This is a genomic window from Reichenbachiella agarivorans (assembly GCF_025502585.1).
Classification (GTDB): Bacteria; Bacteroidota; Bacteroidia; order Cytophagales; family Cyclobacteriaceae; genus Reichenbachiella; species Reichenbachiella agarivorans.
Genome location: NZ_CP106679.1, coordinates 899,841 through 915,197 on the forward strand (window position 1 = coordinate 899,841; position 15,357 = coordinate 915,197).

Below are 15,357 nucleotides of genomic sequence, written 5' to 3' on the forward strand. Positions count from 1 at the left end.
ATCCAAAAAACTCTTGGAGAGTTGTTTTGGATAATTACCCCTGTTACTTGTCTAATTATGGGATCAACTTCCCTTCAATATAGACTTGATCTCATTGAGCTTGAGCAAGGCCTCTACGGGGGAAATGGTATTGATGTCTAGCTTGCTCAGCAAAGCCAGTACCTCTTCGAAATGAGGGTCTGTCTCAAACATGCTCAGCTGAAAATTGTTCTTCGGCATGGTTTCAATTCTTTCGAGTTGATTTTCCTTGATCTTATCTTTTTCTAAGTGACCCAAAATTTCATTGGCGCGGATGACTACTTCATTGGGCATCCCAGCCATTTTGGCTACATGAATACCAAAACTATGCTCACTACCCCCTTCTTTGAGCTTGCGCATGAAAATGACGCGGTTGTCAAGTTCCTTGACGGACACGTTGAAGTTCTTGACACGAGGAAAATCCTGAGCGATCTGATTGAGTTCGTGGTAGTGTGTGGCAAACATCGTCTTGGCGCGGTGCTTGGGATGATTGTGCAGGTGCTCGACGATAGACCATGCGATGGACACACCGTCGTAAGTACTTGTCCCTCGTCCGATCTCATCCATCAGCACCAGCGTACTCCCACTTAGATTATTCAAAATACTGGCGGTCTCGGTCATCTCCACCATAAAGGTCGATTCACCTTTGGACAAGTTGTCTGAGGCACCCACTCTCGTAAATACCTTGTCGATGATCCCTATTTTGGCGTATGCTGCGGGCACATAGGAGCCCATCTGTGCCATCAGCACGATGAGCGCAGTCTGCCTCAGAAGTGCCGACTTACCCGCCATGTTGGGGCCCGTGATGACCATAATCTGTTGAGAAATATCGTCCAGCATCACACTGTTGGGGATGTACTCCTCTCCAGTCGGCAACTGCGCCTCGATCACTGGGTGACGTCCCTCTTTGATGTCAATGATATTCTCATTGTGGATGGATGGCTTACAATAGTTCTGTTTCTTCGCTACATGAGCAAATGACATCAAGCAATCGATCTCTGCGATGCACTTGGCGTTGGCCTGAATCTCGTAGACATAGTCTGCTGTGAAGGTGATCAACTCGTTGTAGAGTTTGAACTCTATCGTACCGAGCTTTTCCTCCGCTGTGAGGATTTTCTCTTCGTATCCTTTGAGCTCCTCGGTGATGTAGCGCTCGGCGTTGACGAGGGTCTGTTTTCTGATCCACTCGACGGGCACTTTGTCTTTGTGTGCATTGGATACTTCGAGGTAGTAGCCAAAGACCTTGTTGTAGGCGATCTTTAGGGATGAAATCCCCGTTCGTTCCTTCTCTCTCTCCTGAATCTGAAGCAGGTAATCTTTGCCAGAGAAAGCAATTTTCCTCAGTTCATCCAGCTCAGGATCTATCCCACTCTTGATGATGTTGCCTTGTGTGGCATTGAGAGGCACCTCTTCCTGCAGTTGGCTCTCAATTCTATCCAACAACTGTGCACAGGGGTTGAGTTTGTCACCGTATTTGGCAAGGGCTGCTTCGGACGAATTCTCCAGCTCCGCTTTGATGGGCTGGATGTGAGCCAATGCCTTTTTGAGGTAGAGCAACTCACGCGGATTGATGCGGAGAGCGGCTACTTTAGACACCAATCGCTCGATATCGGAGATTTGTTCCAGATGTGATTTGATCACTTCGGCTGTTTCCGTAGCGACGAGCAGAGATTCGACGACAGACAACCTGCTCTCGATCAAGGTCTTTTCTTTTAGAGGTAGCACCATCCATTTTTTGAGCAGTCGTGCTCCCATAGGAGTGGAAGTGTAATCCAAGATGTCCAATAGAGGGACACCGTCTTGCTGCTGGGGATAGACGAGTTCGAGATTACGGATGGTGAACTTGTCCAGCCAAACGTATTTTTCGGTATCGATCCTAGAGATCGACGAGATATGACTGATCTGCTTGTGTTCAGTCTCTTCGAGATAATAAAGAATAGCACCCGCGGCAGCTATGCCTTCCTTGGTTTCTTCTACGCCAAAGCCTTTCAGACTTTTGGTCTTGAAATGGGTGTTTAGTTTTTCGTATCCGAAATCAAAACCGAAGATCCACTCCTCCAGACAGAAGGTATTGTGATCTGTGCCGAGTAGTTTTTCGAAGTGGTTTTTCTGGTTCTTGCAGTAGATGATCTCGGCGGGGCTGAAACTCTGGATCAGCTTGTCGACATAGTCGTCCTGACCAGCAGACAACATAAATTCACCAGTACTCAGGTCGAGGAATGCCACACCATGAATCTCCTTGCCAAAAGCTATGGCTGCCAGGTAATTGTTTTTTCGTTGCTCAAGAACATTGTCGTTGAGTGTGAGCCCAGGGGTAACCAGTTCTGTAACGCCACGTTTGACGATACCTTTGACATCCTTTGGGTTTTCCAATTGGTCGCAGATAGCGACTCTGTTGCCCGCCTTGACGAGCTTGGGCAGGTAGGTGTCCAGCGAATGGTGCGGGAATCCTGCCAATTCTATGTGAGAGGCAGAACCGTTGGCTCGTTTGGTGAGTACGATGTTGAGAATTTTGCTGGCTCGGACTGCATCCTGCCCGAAGGTTTCGTAGAAATCCCCCACTCTAAAGAGTAGCAATGCATCAGGGTGTTTGGCCTTGATGGCATTGTATTGGGTCATTAGGGGTGTTTCTTTTTTTGCGACTGCCATGTTGATAGGTTCCAACCACGAATTTAAAAACTAGTGGGGTTTTTGGGAGGCTTGCACGGATTTCTTTTTGGGAAGAAGGGGAAAGAGTTGATGGTTGACTGTCAACGGTCGATCATCAACTGTAAAAATCAGACTCAGATCGCAACAATCGTAATCCAGGTCACTACTTATTAAAGTAGTAGTGTAGTAAAAAATCAATGATTCTCAAACCGCGTAAAACATGCTGTATCCCTTTTACTTTAACTGATTAATTTATACCCGATCAGGTATATCGCTTGGGTAAAACATAAATTTATACCCGATAGGGTATAATGTGACTATGAGAAAATTGAATCAATTCGCAAAAGAAAGGCGCAAAAGCCTAGATCTAACACAAGCAGATCTTTCGTTTAAAGCTGGAGTTGGCTTACGATTTATTCGCGACTTAGAACAAGGGAAAGAATCATTAATGATTGATAAAGTCAATCAAGTATTGTCATTATTCGGTCATGAACTTGACCCATTGCCAACGGCAACGAAACGAATACTCATAAACAACATCCTATTTAAAAAAAATGGTCAGGGGCGAGTCCCATGGGATCTGAAAGAAGAATACAAATTATTGCTTCATCTCAAATCGATCCAAATTGAACTCTAAAAATTAGGGTCAGCCATAAACCTCGGTACACCCTCTCAAACCATCAAACACACTGTTCATCTCATCCTGACCATTCACTACATCGAAATTTGACCTTAAAAAAGTAACCAATTGTTGACAATGCACAGTCAATTGACAATCAAAACAATCCCAAACCTTTGGCATGAATGTATGCCTCCGCCGTATCGTTGACCAAGAGCATCTCTACGCCATGTACAGCGGTTGACTTGACGAGGGACTGATCCAGTTCCTTTTTCTTGCCTATGGCTCTGATGTAGATGGCTTTGATTCTATGAGGGTAGTGCGCGACTGCATCCGCATAGATCTCTGGGTCTCGTTGTCCGCTGTCCCCTATCAGGACAAATGACAGACTAGGAAACAAATCCATGAGTCGTTTGATTTTTTCGATCTTGTGGGCATGACTGCCTCCTCCCGAAGAGATCAATTCTTTGAGTCCTGACTTGAAATTTTGCAGTAAAAATGGCCCCTTGGGCAGTTGCTTGGTAGCGAAGAAATCCACAAGGAAATCATAGAGATTCCATTCGCTGCTGCTCACATAAAATATCGGATTGGCAGCCTCTCCTGCCAAGGCATGATAAAATTCGCTGACTCCCGCAAAGGGCAGTCTGGTCTTGGCATTTTGTGTCAGAATCAGTCTGAGTTTGCGCAACAACTCTGTAGCGTGCGAAACAAGAACAGTGTCATCAATATCCGAAATGACACCATAGGTAGCTGTAGGATTGACGATCAAGACCTCACCATGCTCTACCGACTCACCCCACTCTGAGTCTTGGAGTTGGTACTCTACGCCTAACCATCCGGTATGCTTCAACTCCTCCTCCATCACAAACCAAGTAGCAAAGTAGCCTACTTCGTCTGTACGCACTGTTTTTTCATGTCCTGCAAAAGAAATCCGAATCTCCACATCGGGTATGGCGGTACTCAGATACCTCGCCACCATGTGTTTCAGATTTTTACTTCTCTTGTCATCGGCATGCGCCAAAAACTCAGGCCTATTTTCCAATACCATGCCTTTGATGTACACTTTCTTATTTGTACCATATCCGCGATAGGGCACAATCACTGGAGGATGAATGATACCCAAGGTTTTTTTTAGCCAAAGGGCAACCCGAATGCTTATTTTTCTGAATATTGCGATGAGTATGTATTAGTTTGGTCTTACAATACTAAAATAACGCTATTTCAAGAACCTATGAGCACAGCATCGCTTTTGTTTGTCATCAATCCCAAATCAGGCGCCTCAGACAAAAAAAATTTGGATGCGACCGTCTCAGAATTTTGTAATAGAAATGATTTGACATTTCATCTATACAAAACCACAGGAGATCAGGATGTCTCTCATATCAAAGAACTGATCGAAAAGTTGAAGCCTCAGATCGTCATAGCTGGTGGTGGTGATGGTACCGTCACGCTCGTCGCTGAACTGGTCATGGACACGACGATCAAGCTTGCGATATTGCCACTGGGATCCGCCAATGGTCTGGCAACAGAGCTAGGTATTCCAGAAGATTGGGAAGAAAATCTCTCTCTACTGCTGCATCCGAAAACCATGTCGATGCACGCTATCAAAATCAACGACAAATACCTATCCCTGCACTTGGCAGACTTAGGATTCAATGCAGACCTCATCAAAGAGTTTGAAAAAGAAGGCCAGCGAGGTATGCTAGGTTATGCCAAATCCTTTATCAAAAAAATGAGTCAACGCAAATCTGGCAGATTCAAGGTACAGACTCCAGAATCTGTCAACCGGTACAAAGCGGATATGATTGTCATTGCCAATGCGTCTAGCTACGGTACTGGCGCCATAGTCAATCCACGCTGTGACTTAGAAGATGATCTCTTTGAGGTATGTATATTCAAACCTCTGCCTTGGCACAATTTTTTGGAGTTTACCTGGTACAGTTTTGCAGGACAATTAGAGAACTCTAAATATTTTTCTATCTATCAAACCAATCAAGTGACTATCACATCCACTAAACCACATACATTGCAAATAGATGGAGAGGTGATCGGATCAGTGAACAAAGTCACTGCACGACTGTTGCCAAAGGCAGTGAATTTGGTGATTCCTTGAATTGTAATTTTAGTGCTTCAAGCTGAGTTTGAAGCCTACTCCATGTATATTTTCAATGTCAAGACAAGGATCATGAGAAAGGTATTTCCGGAGCTTAGAAATGAAAACATCCAAACTCCTGCCTTTGAAGTAGTCATCATCTCCCCATAGTGCCAAGAGCAATTCTTCCCTTTTACATACCACATTTATACGCTGATAGAGGTAATACAAAATCTCAGATTCCCGACGCGTGAGTTTGGTCATTTGATCCTGATAGTACAGTTTAAACTCGACTGAGTCAAAACGGTAGTTCCCCAAATGAATGTCTCCAGATGATTGGGAGATGATCATGCTTCGCTTCAAAAAGACCTCTATGCGGTAGATCAACTCTTCCATAGAAAAGGGTTTGGTGATGTAGTCATCCACACCTATTTCAAATCCAGCCAATTTATCCTCCTGCATAGATCGAGCCGTGAGGAAAATGATTGGAATTGCTCTGTTCACTCCACGGATATTCTTAGCCAAAGACAATCCATCCATATGAGGTAGCATGATATCCAAGAGGCAAATATCATAGTCACATGTCTGGTATTCCTGCCAGGCAGTGCTACCAGTCTCAAAGAGATCCACTGCATAACCTCGCAGTACCAAATTGTCCTTGATGACAAATCCAAGACTCTCGTCATCCTCCACTAGCAGTATCCTTTTGCTCATAATTATTCCATTGGTAATATGATTGATATCGTAGTTCCTTCATTCAGTTGGCTCACAACATTAATTTTGCCTCCATGTGCTGCTACCACCATTTTGACATAATACAGTCCCAAGCCAAATCCCTTCACATCATGCCTGTTTCCTGTAGGTACTCTATAAAATTTATCAAAAATCAAGGATTGATGCTTAGGATCGATCCCCTTACCGTGATCTTTAAAATTGATTTCTATGCGTTTTCTTCCATGTTGAGACCACGAAATTTCAACCATAGGCTCTTTGTCGCTGTATTTGATGGCATTGTCAATCAGGTTGTCAAAGACATTGCTCATATGTAGCTGATCTACAAATAGACGAGGCATCCCTGTGTCTACCGAGATCGAAACGTTAGGGTTGGACAAGGCACTTCGTTGAACTAGATCATGTATGATCAGATCAATTTCAATCCACTCTTTGTTGAGTTGAATCTGCTCCTGTTTGATACTGGACATCTGCAATACTCGCTCGACCTGACCCTGTAGTCGATCGATCTCCTTATTGATAATTTCGGTATATGTACTCAATCGTTTCGGGTCATCTGTTATCTCTGGTGATCTGAGTACATCCGCTGCGATCCTCATGGTAGCGATTGGTGTTTTGAATTCGTGGGTCATATTGTTCACAAAATCCTTTTGTATTTCGGACAAGCGCCTCTGTCTAAAAATCATGAACAAACTAAAGCCAAAAAAAAGCACGACGATCAACAATACTGCTGATGAAGAAATCCAGATTCCCATCTGTCCTACCAAATCCAAGGTCTTGCTAGGAAAGTAAATCCCAAAATAATACTCGTCTTTGGATAGGTTTGGAAAGGCATGCAGTGTATTTTCTCCCTCAATGGCTGTCATAGAGGGGTTGACACGTTGGCCATACACCATCTCTCCATTGCTACAATCAAAAATACCGTACTCGAATACCTCCTTGATTCCCCTACTTTTAAACTCTCTGGTAAGCAAGGTTTCTAGTGTCAAAGGTGTTATTTTGTTGTTGATTTTGACGATGAAATAATTGGATGAAATCTGCTCAATCGCGTCAGGTCTGGTTGCTTCTAGGTTGATAGAACAAAGAATCTCCGTAATATTTAACAAAGCACTTTTGACATTGTGATCAAATTGCTGACTCCTCACGTCAAAGGCCTTCTTCATCCAAAAAAGCTGAATTGTCAATGTCCCTCCTATTGAAATCACTGCCAATATCACCAATATCCGATATGCTCTTCGATTCATCTAGGTTAAAATCAGTCTATATTTTCTAAATCCATACAATCCGTATGCACTTTAACATTTCATTAACAACTAATAAGATTTCATTAACAGTCCATCAGATCATCCCACACCATCTTTGAATCATTATCTAAACAATTAAACATAACTATTATGAAACATGCAATAATGATTTGTATCACGGTACTCAGCTTGAGTTCGTTCAAAGTTCACGATGACAACACCACTTTCTCTTGGAACAAAACCACACATGATTTTGGAAAGATCGCACTGAATAATCCAGTGACTACCGAGTTTGAGTTTCAAAATCAAGGAGAAGACCCAATTGTAATTGTATCAGCCAAGGGCTCTTGTGGATGCACAGTTGCCAGTTTTACTAAAGGTGAGATATTGCCTGGTGACTATGGCAAAATCAGTGCTACATACAATGCAGCCAAGATTGGAACTTTCAATAAATCGGTGACAGTCACAACCAACATGGGCGACCCTGTCACACTTCAAATCAAAGGGGAAGTGATACAATAATAAGTAGAGTCCAGGTGGGTAGCGCAATGCTGCTACTCACCCATTTTGTCTCTCCTAATCCCTCTCGTGGTAAAAGAAATACCTTGTTGCCCTGACGAACGGATCATGACTGCCTCAAAAAATGGTTCAAGGCCAGTGCCTGCCTGCCAATCGAAAATGAAATTCCCTCCAGTACCTCCGTGTTCTTCTTCTTCGTCAATGATGATTTCTAAAGTCTCTAGTGGCAACAAATATATCGGCGATGTGAGGTAGGTGTGCAATAATTCTCCCGCTGTGTCATAGCTTTTGATCCCAGATAGATAGAGAGTGTCTGCATCGTAGATATTTCTCATACTCACCGTGACTGTCAAGCCTTGTTTGGTATCCCTGTCAAAACTGTTGATCTGACTGTATATGGACAAATAACTACTGGCCGACTCCAAAGAGTCCAAAGTTGACTTAGCCACCACTCTATTCGTCCATCCCAAATCATGGTGACTCTGTCGTGTACCTTGTTCATCACATGCGAACAGAGATACGACAGCTAGTATGGTTAATAGTTGTTTCATGTGACTCAATCGTTTGCTTGTTTGTGCTTCCTTACAATTTAGATTTTAGTTGGGAAAATATCTGCTGGTACTGCTGATTATTTGGAGACATCTGGATCAAAACCTGGCAAGTGGATACTGCACTTGTCACATCCCCATTTTGCATTTGAGCCAGCATTTTGACGTAGAGTAAATCCTCGAATGCATCAAAATACAATTCCCCTTTCTGCGCTACAGAGATGGCCTCCTCAAACTGCTGGTGCTGCAACAAAAGCGTGGCGTAATTGTAAAAAGCACGTGGATTAGCTGGTTGCTTTTCAGTGGCCAATTTCAAATACTTCATTGCAGATACAGCGTCTCCTTGTTCATTGTAGAGCAGCCCCAGCATATAGTAAGAATAACTGTAATCAGGCTCCTGAGTCGTGACCTTCTTATAGAGTGCTATCGCTTCCTCAGCCTTACCTTGATTGTACAGTGTCAGCGCTAGATTCATTCTGGCCTGATTGTAATAATTATCAATAGCGATGGCTTTTCGGTATGCTGCTATGGCTGCTTGCACATCACCTTGTCGTTCATAGTAGATAGCCAAGGCATGTTGTCCGGAGGCAAAATCCGATTGCAGTTTCAAGGATGTAAGGTTTTCTCTCATCGCGTTTTGATAAGCTGGAATATTCCGTGCCTGCGGGTCTATTCCCACCATGTACTGCGCAGCACTAATCCTCACCAAACGAATGCTATCATTCAAAAGCCCCGCAACTAAATCTCTCGAATCTACATCCGGTCTGTTGCTCAGCACATTGATCACTTCTTCGCGTACGATAGCGGAACTATCGTGTAGGAACTGCGTGATTTTCCTCATCTCCTCTGTAGTGGCGTTTCGTCCATAATAATTAACCGCAGTGGCTCGGGCAATATCTGGATATTTGGACCCCATGATCAGCGTCATCAACTTGTCCTGATCGCCATGATAACCTTCCAGAAACAAGTCCGAAAAATGATCAGGCCTGTTTGTGCCATATTCCTTCGTGATGAAGTCACTGGCCCATTTGGCTGATTTATCTGCATGACAGCCATTGCAAGCATTGGGCGTACCATACTTGACAGTCTGATCTGGACGCGGCACTCTAAAACTATGATCCCGTCTAAAATCATTGCCCATATAGGTCTTGCCTGTCATATGACAGTTGATACAGAGACTAGCATCGGTATTCATTTTGTGCTTGTGATGACTCACCTCATTGTATTTGGGCTCATGACACTGCAGACACAAAGCATTGCCTTGTCTTTTTAGTTTTAATGAATGTACATCGTGACAATCCTTACACGATACATTGTTGTGATACATTTTGCTCTGGGTGAAGGAATTGTACACGTACACCTCATCTTTGATCTGACCATCCAGTTCATACAAATCACTGGTCAGCAATGCAGGCCGATAGTGATCCAAAAAACTCCCTGTATAATCAAAATACGGCGTGATTTGTCCCCTACGAGAGTGACATCTGGCGCATTTGTCTACCAGCTCATGGCTTGACATATCCGATTTCATGTATAGTTCTGGGGCTTTACCCTGTTTGCCATTTTGATAAAAAGAAGCATGCTCACTGGCAGGACCATGGCAACTCTCACATGCTACATTGATTTCGCTGAAAGTCGTATGATAGGATTCATCCGTTGGGTTATAATTTTTATGGAGGTTGGTACTATGGCAATCAGCACACATGGTATTCCATCTGGCAGCACCTCTACTCCAGTGAAGCCATTCGGTGGTATCAATCTTTAAGTGTGATTGAACATTGAACCATTGACTTTTTTGGTCATCCCACGCTGCATGCAACGTCTGATAGGATCCTTTCGGGAAAGGGATCAAATATTGCTGCAAAGGAGTCACTCCAAAAGTGTACTCAATCATAAAATCTTTGTATTGGCCATCTCCATCTTGTGTATTGACCCAATATTTACCGTCTTTTTTGAAGAAAAAATACTTTACGTCATTAGAAACAAAAGACACGTTGTTGAAGTCACCCTTCACCGTGGTAGAGTCAGCCGCTTTCATCGCTTCGTCGTGATGTGATCCTTCCCAAGCAGCGTATTCTTTGGCATGACAAGTTTTACAAGTTTCAGCACCTACGAACGTGGACTGAGTGGGCAAGGTCGTCGAAGCGCTCGGGGTACTAGGCTGATAGCCCTCTTCCTTTTTGCTACAGGCCAATAGTAAAGTGATACCTAATATTACAGGGGTGATTTTCCAATTCATAGTCATGCGCAATTTGAAGCTTTATTATCAAAAAAGGGAGTTATTAGCTCCCTTTACTTATGCTCCTACGACCTTTTCTTTGTTCCCGCAATGCGAACAATTGTAGTATTTGGTTTTGTCGTTAGATATTTCATCAACTTCCTCTTTGACCATTTTCAAGGTACGGAAATTACATTTCCCACAGATTCTATTGGTTGTACCCTTATAGGTTTCTATGATGGTTTCACCTGTTCTATCATCAATCCACACATCAAAGTCAAACTCAAAGTCCTCCTCTTGTTTCATCATCTCTTCAGATAGATGTTCATCTTCCTCTTCCTCGTTGAGTAACCTCATCGCATGACCATTTTTTGGGTTTTTTCTGACTCTGAATCGGATATCTGCCAATCGTCTTTCAAGAATGAATGGATAATAGGTATTTAAATAAGCATTGAATGCAAAAGCAATCGTAATACCTATTCCGAGAGATAAGCCTGCCTTTAAGGAAAATACGAAAATATGGCTAAAATCTCTCTCGTTGAGCATAAACGCGTTGAGGATCAATGCTACTGCAATAGATACCCCTACTGCGGAGACCATCATCACTTTGGACTCATTGTTGAGCACGAAGCTGTATTTGCCCGAGCGATGTCCCATCACTGTGACAATCAACATGTAAACTATGTAATTCACACAAGCCATCAGTATAAGCACCAGCGCAGATATGTGGGCAATGTATGTCCATGATTCTAAATAGTTAGTAGGTTCAGCATTCATAATTCGGGATAATTAGGATAAACAATAGACTAAAAATAACTAAAAGCAACGAATATCTAGAACTAGCTTTGTCCCATGCTCTTCAGTGCTTCTTCTATGTAACTAAATGTTGATAGAACTTCGGCTTTTCCATCCACTACAGCTACGTCATGTTCAAAATGTGCAGACGGTTTACGATCTCCAGTGATGATCGTCCACCCATCGGACAATTGCCTCACATCTTTAGTACCTAGATTGATCATCGGTTCGATGGCGATGACAAGACCCTCTTTGATGACAGGACCTCTACCACGCTTGCCAAAATTGGGGACTTCAGGTCCTTCGTGCATTTTTCTACCCAAGCCGTGTCCTACCAACTCTCTCACGACACCATAACCGTGTTTTTCGGCATGTTGCTGGATGGCAAAGCTGACATCACCTATTCGGTTGCCCTTTTTTACTTGAGCTATGCCTAGGTCTAAGCATTCTTTGGTTACCTTGAGTAATTGCCGCACTTCTGGAGCTACCTCGCCGACTTCAAAAGTATAAGCATGATCACCATAAAACCCATTCTTCAACGCACCGCAATCAATGCTGATCACGTCTCCACTTTCGAGAGGACGGTTGTCAGGAATACCGTGGACTACCTGCTCATTGAGTGACATACAAAGCGTATTGGGAAAATCATAGAGCCCCAAAAAACCAGGAATTGCACCATGATCTCGGATACAGGCCTCAGCCATTGTGTCAAGTTGTAGAGGCGTCACTCCTGGTTTCACCTCAGCAGCCAACATTCCCAATGTTTTGGAAACAATGAGCGCACTCTCACGCATCAACTCTATTTCTTCTCTTGTTTTGTAATGAATCATATTGCTTTCATATTGTCAATCGGCAAAAGTATATCAAAATACAGTCCCCCTACAACAAAAAACCCTGATCCAAACACCAAGCTCACTCGGTCCTCAGATCAGGGTTTGTATCCTGAATGGTGTAATAATTATATTACCCCTTCTAAAACTTCTTTGATTGGCACTCTTTTGCCGTCTTTGTAAGCTACGATCCAAGCGTCCTTCACTCCCATTTCTCTTAGGTATTTTTTGAACGTATCTGCTTCCCAGTAATCCTTAAATACACCAATAGTGTATCTCATAGTTCCATCTTCACTGTCCACTTCGAAAGAAGGGTTTCCTTGAGAGAATTTAGATAAATCCTTTTGTTTGAAAGCCCCAATTTGGACTTTAAACAAAACTCCTTTTTGAGAAACGGTTCCCCTGCTTGCCAACCCCTCTTCTCCAGATCCTGATGAATTCTTCTTAGCTTCGGCCAATTCTTTTCTCAAACTAGATACTTGATCTTGATAATCTGAAATTTGATCATCCTTCTCTCTGAATTTACTGTCAAAATCAGCAGCCTCAGCTTTCAAGCTGCTCAACTGACCTTTCAGTGATTTGTTCTCTTCTAGCAGCGCCTTATATTGTTCTGGTGTCAGCGATTTGATTCTTTTTTTCCATTCTTTACTCTCACTTTTAGACATCTGTGCTGTAGCATCAAATGACATGCTTAGTGCTAGTAGAACAGAGAAAATTGCTAGTATACTCTTCATAATTTTATGATTTAATCCAATTTATAGTTACTAATGTACAAATATATTCATCTAATTAAAGTAATAATTAGACTTTTTTAGGCTATCTTTTAAAAGATCAGTCCTTTAAGCTGCCCACCATATCCGCTGGGACGACCCATTCGTCAAACTGCTCATTGGTCAATAACTCCAATTCCAAAGCAGCTTCTCTCAGTGTTTTCCCTTCTTTATGTGCCTTTTTTGCAATTTTAGCAGCATTTTCATATCCGATGTGTGGATTGAGTGCTGTCACCAACATCAAAGATTTTTCCAACTTGTCTGCAATCACAGGATAGTTCGGCTCGATACCTATGGCACAATGTTCATTGAACGATTCGCAAGCATCCCCCAGCAATCTAGCGGAATTGAGCAAGTTATAAATCATCATTGGTTTGAACACATTCAGCTCAAAATGTCCCGTCATACCTCCTACTGAAATCGCCACATCGTTACCGATTGCTTGAGCACAAACCATAGTCATGGCTTCACACTGGGTAGGGTTTACTTTGCCAGGCATGATTGACGATCCTGGTTCATTCTCTGGTATGGTGATTTCGCCGATTCCGCTTCTAGGTCCTGACGATAGCATTCTTATGTCGTTGGCAATTTTCATCAAACTCACAGCCAGTTGCTTCAATGCTCCACTGCTCTCTACGATCGCATCGTGAGCCGCCAATGCTTCAAATTTGTTTTGTGCTGTGACCAATGGCAAACCAGAATGCTTGGCAATGATGCTAGCCACTAATTCTGAATACCCCTTGGGTGTGTTCAAACCTGTACCAACTGCAGTACCTCCTAGTGCCAATTCTGACAAATGAGTGAGTGTATTGTTGATGGCTTTCATCGCAAAATCCAATTGCGCTACATAGCCAGAAAACTCATGACCCAAAGTCAATGGAGTAGCGTCCATGAAATGGGTGCGACCGATTTTCACCACGTCTTTGAATGCTACTGCCTTCTCATTCAAAGTATCTCTGAGCATTTTAACTTTTGGCAGGGTAGTCTCCACGATCATCTTGTATCCTGCGATGTGCATCGCTGTAGGAAAGGTATCATTAGATGATTGTGACTTATTCACATCATCATTGGGATGGATAAATTTCTTTGCATCCATTAGGTTTCCACCCTTGATCACATGTGCTCTGTTGGCAATCACCTCATTGGCATTCATATTGGATTGGGTACCTGACCCTGTTTGCCACACAACCAAGGGGAATTGATCATCGAGTTTTCCTGCTAAAATCTCGTCGCAAACTTGTCCGATCAAATCAGACTTTTCTTTGTCAAGCACGCCCAATTGGCAATTGGCCTCAGCAGCAGATTTTTTCAGAATGGCAAAAGCTTTGATGATTTCATTAGGCATATGCATGCTCTCTCCACCAATCTTAAAATTCATTTTTGATCTTTGGGTTTGAGCACCCCAATATTTGTCAGCGGGGACTTGCACCTCGCCCATCGTGTCTTTTTCGATTCTGTATTCCATGTCGTATTTGTTTGAGTCAAAATTAATCATAGAATCACTAGAATCAACAAATAATGAGTTTCAAATAATCTTCAGTCAATCAAAGAACACAGACTGGGCTAAAGAAACCCGAATATCTCTAGCTACGCCACGAGCTGAGAGCTACACACAGACTATAGTATCTTGTTGATATAGTGCCAAAGCACCACACCTATGGTTACAGAAATATTGAGCGAGTGTTTGGTGCCGAATTGTGGGATCTCCAAACAGCCATCACTGGCGGTGACTACTGTTTGTTCCACTCCAAACACCTCATTACCAAAGACAAAGCAGTATTTACCACCGTCAATGGGATGAAAATCATTGAGCATCGTCGCACCTTCAGCCTGTTCAATCGAGAACACCGTCCAACCATCTGCTTGCAATTGTTTGACAAGAGCCGTCGTGTCCGCGGCATGTTCCCAAGCAACCGTTTCTGTGGATCCCAGAGCTGTTTTGTTGATGTCACGATGTGGGGGGGTCCCTGTGATCCCACATAGATAAATCTTGCGTACATTGAATGCATCTGAGGTTCGAAAGGCAGATCCAACATTGTTCAAACTGCGAATATTGTCCAAAATAACAATTACGTCGTTCTTATCCTGTGCTATGAACTCCTCGACACTTGGACGGTTGAGCTCCTCATTTTTCAATTTTCGCATTTGTAAATTCATTGGCTGGCGCAAAGAAAAGGATAGTCTTTGCATTCTCTTAGCGATGAAGAAATAAAATCATCCGCTGGTCAAAATAGATAAACGCATCAGATTCAGGCTAAAAGAAAGAAATAATTGAATTCCTCTTTCTTTTCTTGGACAAGAGGATTTAACATTGCCAATAGGA

Annotated in this window: 14 protein-coding genes; 3 read left to right on the plus strand and 11 right to left on the minus strand. The window is 42.9% G+C overall.

The window, feature by feature from the left end:
- Positions 1–63: 63 nt before the first annotated feature.
- Complete coding sequence (gene mutS / locus N6H18_RS03760) at positions 64–2,667, minus strand: DNA mismatch repair protein MutS (RefSeq protein ID WP_262310500.1); 2,604 nt, start codon at positions 2,665–2,667, stop codon at positions 64–66.
- 319 nt (positions 2,668–2,986) lie between these two features.
- Between mutS and N6H18_RS18625 the strand changes: the two genes are divergently transcribed.
- Positions 2,987–3,304 (plus strand): helix-turn-helix transcriptional regulator, encoded by a 318-nt coding sequence (locus tag N6H18_RS18625; protein ID WP_316044830.1) that lies wholly within the window; start codon positions 2,987–2,989, stop codon positions 3,302–3,304.
- A gap of 139 nt (positions 3,305–3,443) precedes the next feature.
- Here N6H18_RS18625 and N6H18_RS03770 read toward each other — a convergent pair whose 3' ends face one another.
- Positions 3,444–4,409, minus strand: coding sequence for an App1 family protein (locus N6H18_RS03770; RefSeq protein ID WP_262310501.1), 966 nt, complete (start codon positions 4,407–4,409; stop codon positions 3,444–3,446).
- Positions 4,410–4,517: 108 nt separating this feature from the next.
- Here N6H18_RS03770 and N6H18_RS03775 point away from each other — a divergent pair, with 108 nt between their 5' ends.
- Positions 4,518–5,399 (plus strand): diacylglycerol/lipid kinase family protein, encoded by an 882-nt coding sequence (locus N6H18_RS03775; protein WP_262310502.1) that lies wholly within the window; start codon positions 4,518–4,520, stop codon positions 5,397–5,399.
- A 9-nt stretch (positions 5,400–5,408) separates the two neighbouring features.
- Here the strand turns inward: N6H18_RS03775 and N6H18_RS03780 are convergent, their stop codons facing one another.
- Together N6H18_RS03780 and N6H18_RS03785 are read right to left on the minus strand one after the other, a co-directional pair.
- On the minus strand, positions 5,409–6,092 hold the full coding sequence (locus N6H18_RS03780; protein WP_262310503.1) for a response regulator transcription factor: 684 nt from the start codon (positions 6,090–6,092) through the stop codon (positions 5,409–5,411).
- Positions 6,093–6,094: 2 nt separating this feature from the next.
- On the minus strand, positions 6,095–7,354 hold the full coding sequence (locus N6H18_RS03785; protein ID WP_262310504.1) for a sensor histidine kinase: 1,260 nt from the start codon (positions 7,352–7,354) through the stop codon (positions 6,095–6,097).
- 150 nt (positions 7,355–7,504) lie between these two features.
- On the opposite strand from N6H18_RS03785, the gene N6H18_RS03790 reads away from it, so the two are divergent.
- Positions 7,505–7,876 (plus strand): DUF1573 domain-containing protein, encoded by a 372-nt coding sequence (locus N6H18_RS03790; RefSeq protein WP_262310505.1) that lies wholly within the window; start codon positions 7,505–7,507, stop codon positions 7,874–7,876.
- A gap of 32 nt (positions 7,877–7,908) precedes the next feature.
- Here the strand turns inward: N6H18_RS03790 and N6H18_RS03795 are convergent, their stop codons facing one another.
- The 7 genes from N6H18_RS03795 to N6H18_RS03825 all read right to left on the minus strand — a co-directional run bounded on the left by N6H18_RS03795 (position 7,909) and on the right by N6H18_RS03825 (position 15,179).
- Positions 7,909–8,424 (minus strand): DUF3124 domain-containing protein, encoded by a 516-nt coding sequence (locus N6H18_RS03795; protein ID WP_262310506.1) that lies wholly within the window; start codon positions 8,422–8,424, stop codon positions 7,909–7,911.
- Between the two features lie 31 nt (positions 8,425–8,455).
- On the minus strand, positions 8,456–10,660 hold the full coding sequence (locus tag N6H18_RS03800; RefSeq protein WP_262310507.1) for a tetratricopeptide repeat protein: 2,205 nt from the start codon (positions 10,658–10,660) through the stop codon (positions 8,456–8,458).
- Positions 10,661–10,717: 57 nt separating this feature from the next.
- The gene (locus N6H18_RS03805; RefSeq protein WP_262310508.1) at positions 10,718–11,416 is read right to left on the minus strand and encodes a hypothetical protein; all 699 of its coding nucleotides are present in this window, start codon (positions 11,414–11,416) and stop codon (positions 10,718–10,720) included.
- Between the two features lie 62 nt (positions 11,417–11,478).
- Entirely contained in the window at positions 11,479–12,264 is a 786-nt protein-coding gene (map, locus tag N6H18_RS03810) for a type I methionyl aminopeptidase (protein ID WP_262310509.1), read from the minus strand.
- A gap of 128 nt (positions 12,265–12,392) precedes the next feature.
- Positions 12,393–12,998 (minus strand): Ezrin/radixin/moesin family protein, encoded by a 606-nt coding sequence (locus tag N6H18_RS03815; protein ID WP_262310510.1) that lies wholly within the window; start codon positions 12,996–12,998, stop codon positions 12,393–12,395.
- 97 nt (positions 12,999–13,095) lie between these two features.
- Positions 13,096–14,499, minus strand: a complete 1,404-nt coding sequence (gene fumC, locus N6H18_RS03820) for a class II fumarate hydratase (RefSeq protein ID WP_262310511.1) — start codon at positions 14,497–14,499, stop codon at positions 13,096–13,098.
- A gap of 152 nt (positions 14,500–14,651) precedes the next feature.
- Positions 14,652–15,179: an RNA methyltransferase gene (locus N6H18_RS03825; RefSeq protein ID WP_262310512.1), complete on the minus strand. Its 528-nt coding sequence runs from the start codon at positions 15,177–15,179 to the stop codon at positions 14,652–14,654.
- Positions 15,180–15,357: the final 178 nt, after the last annotated feature.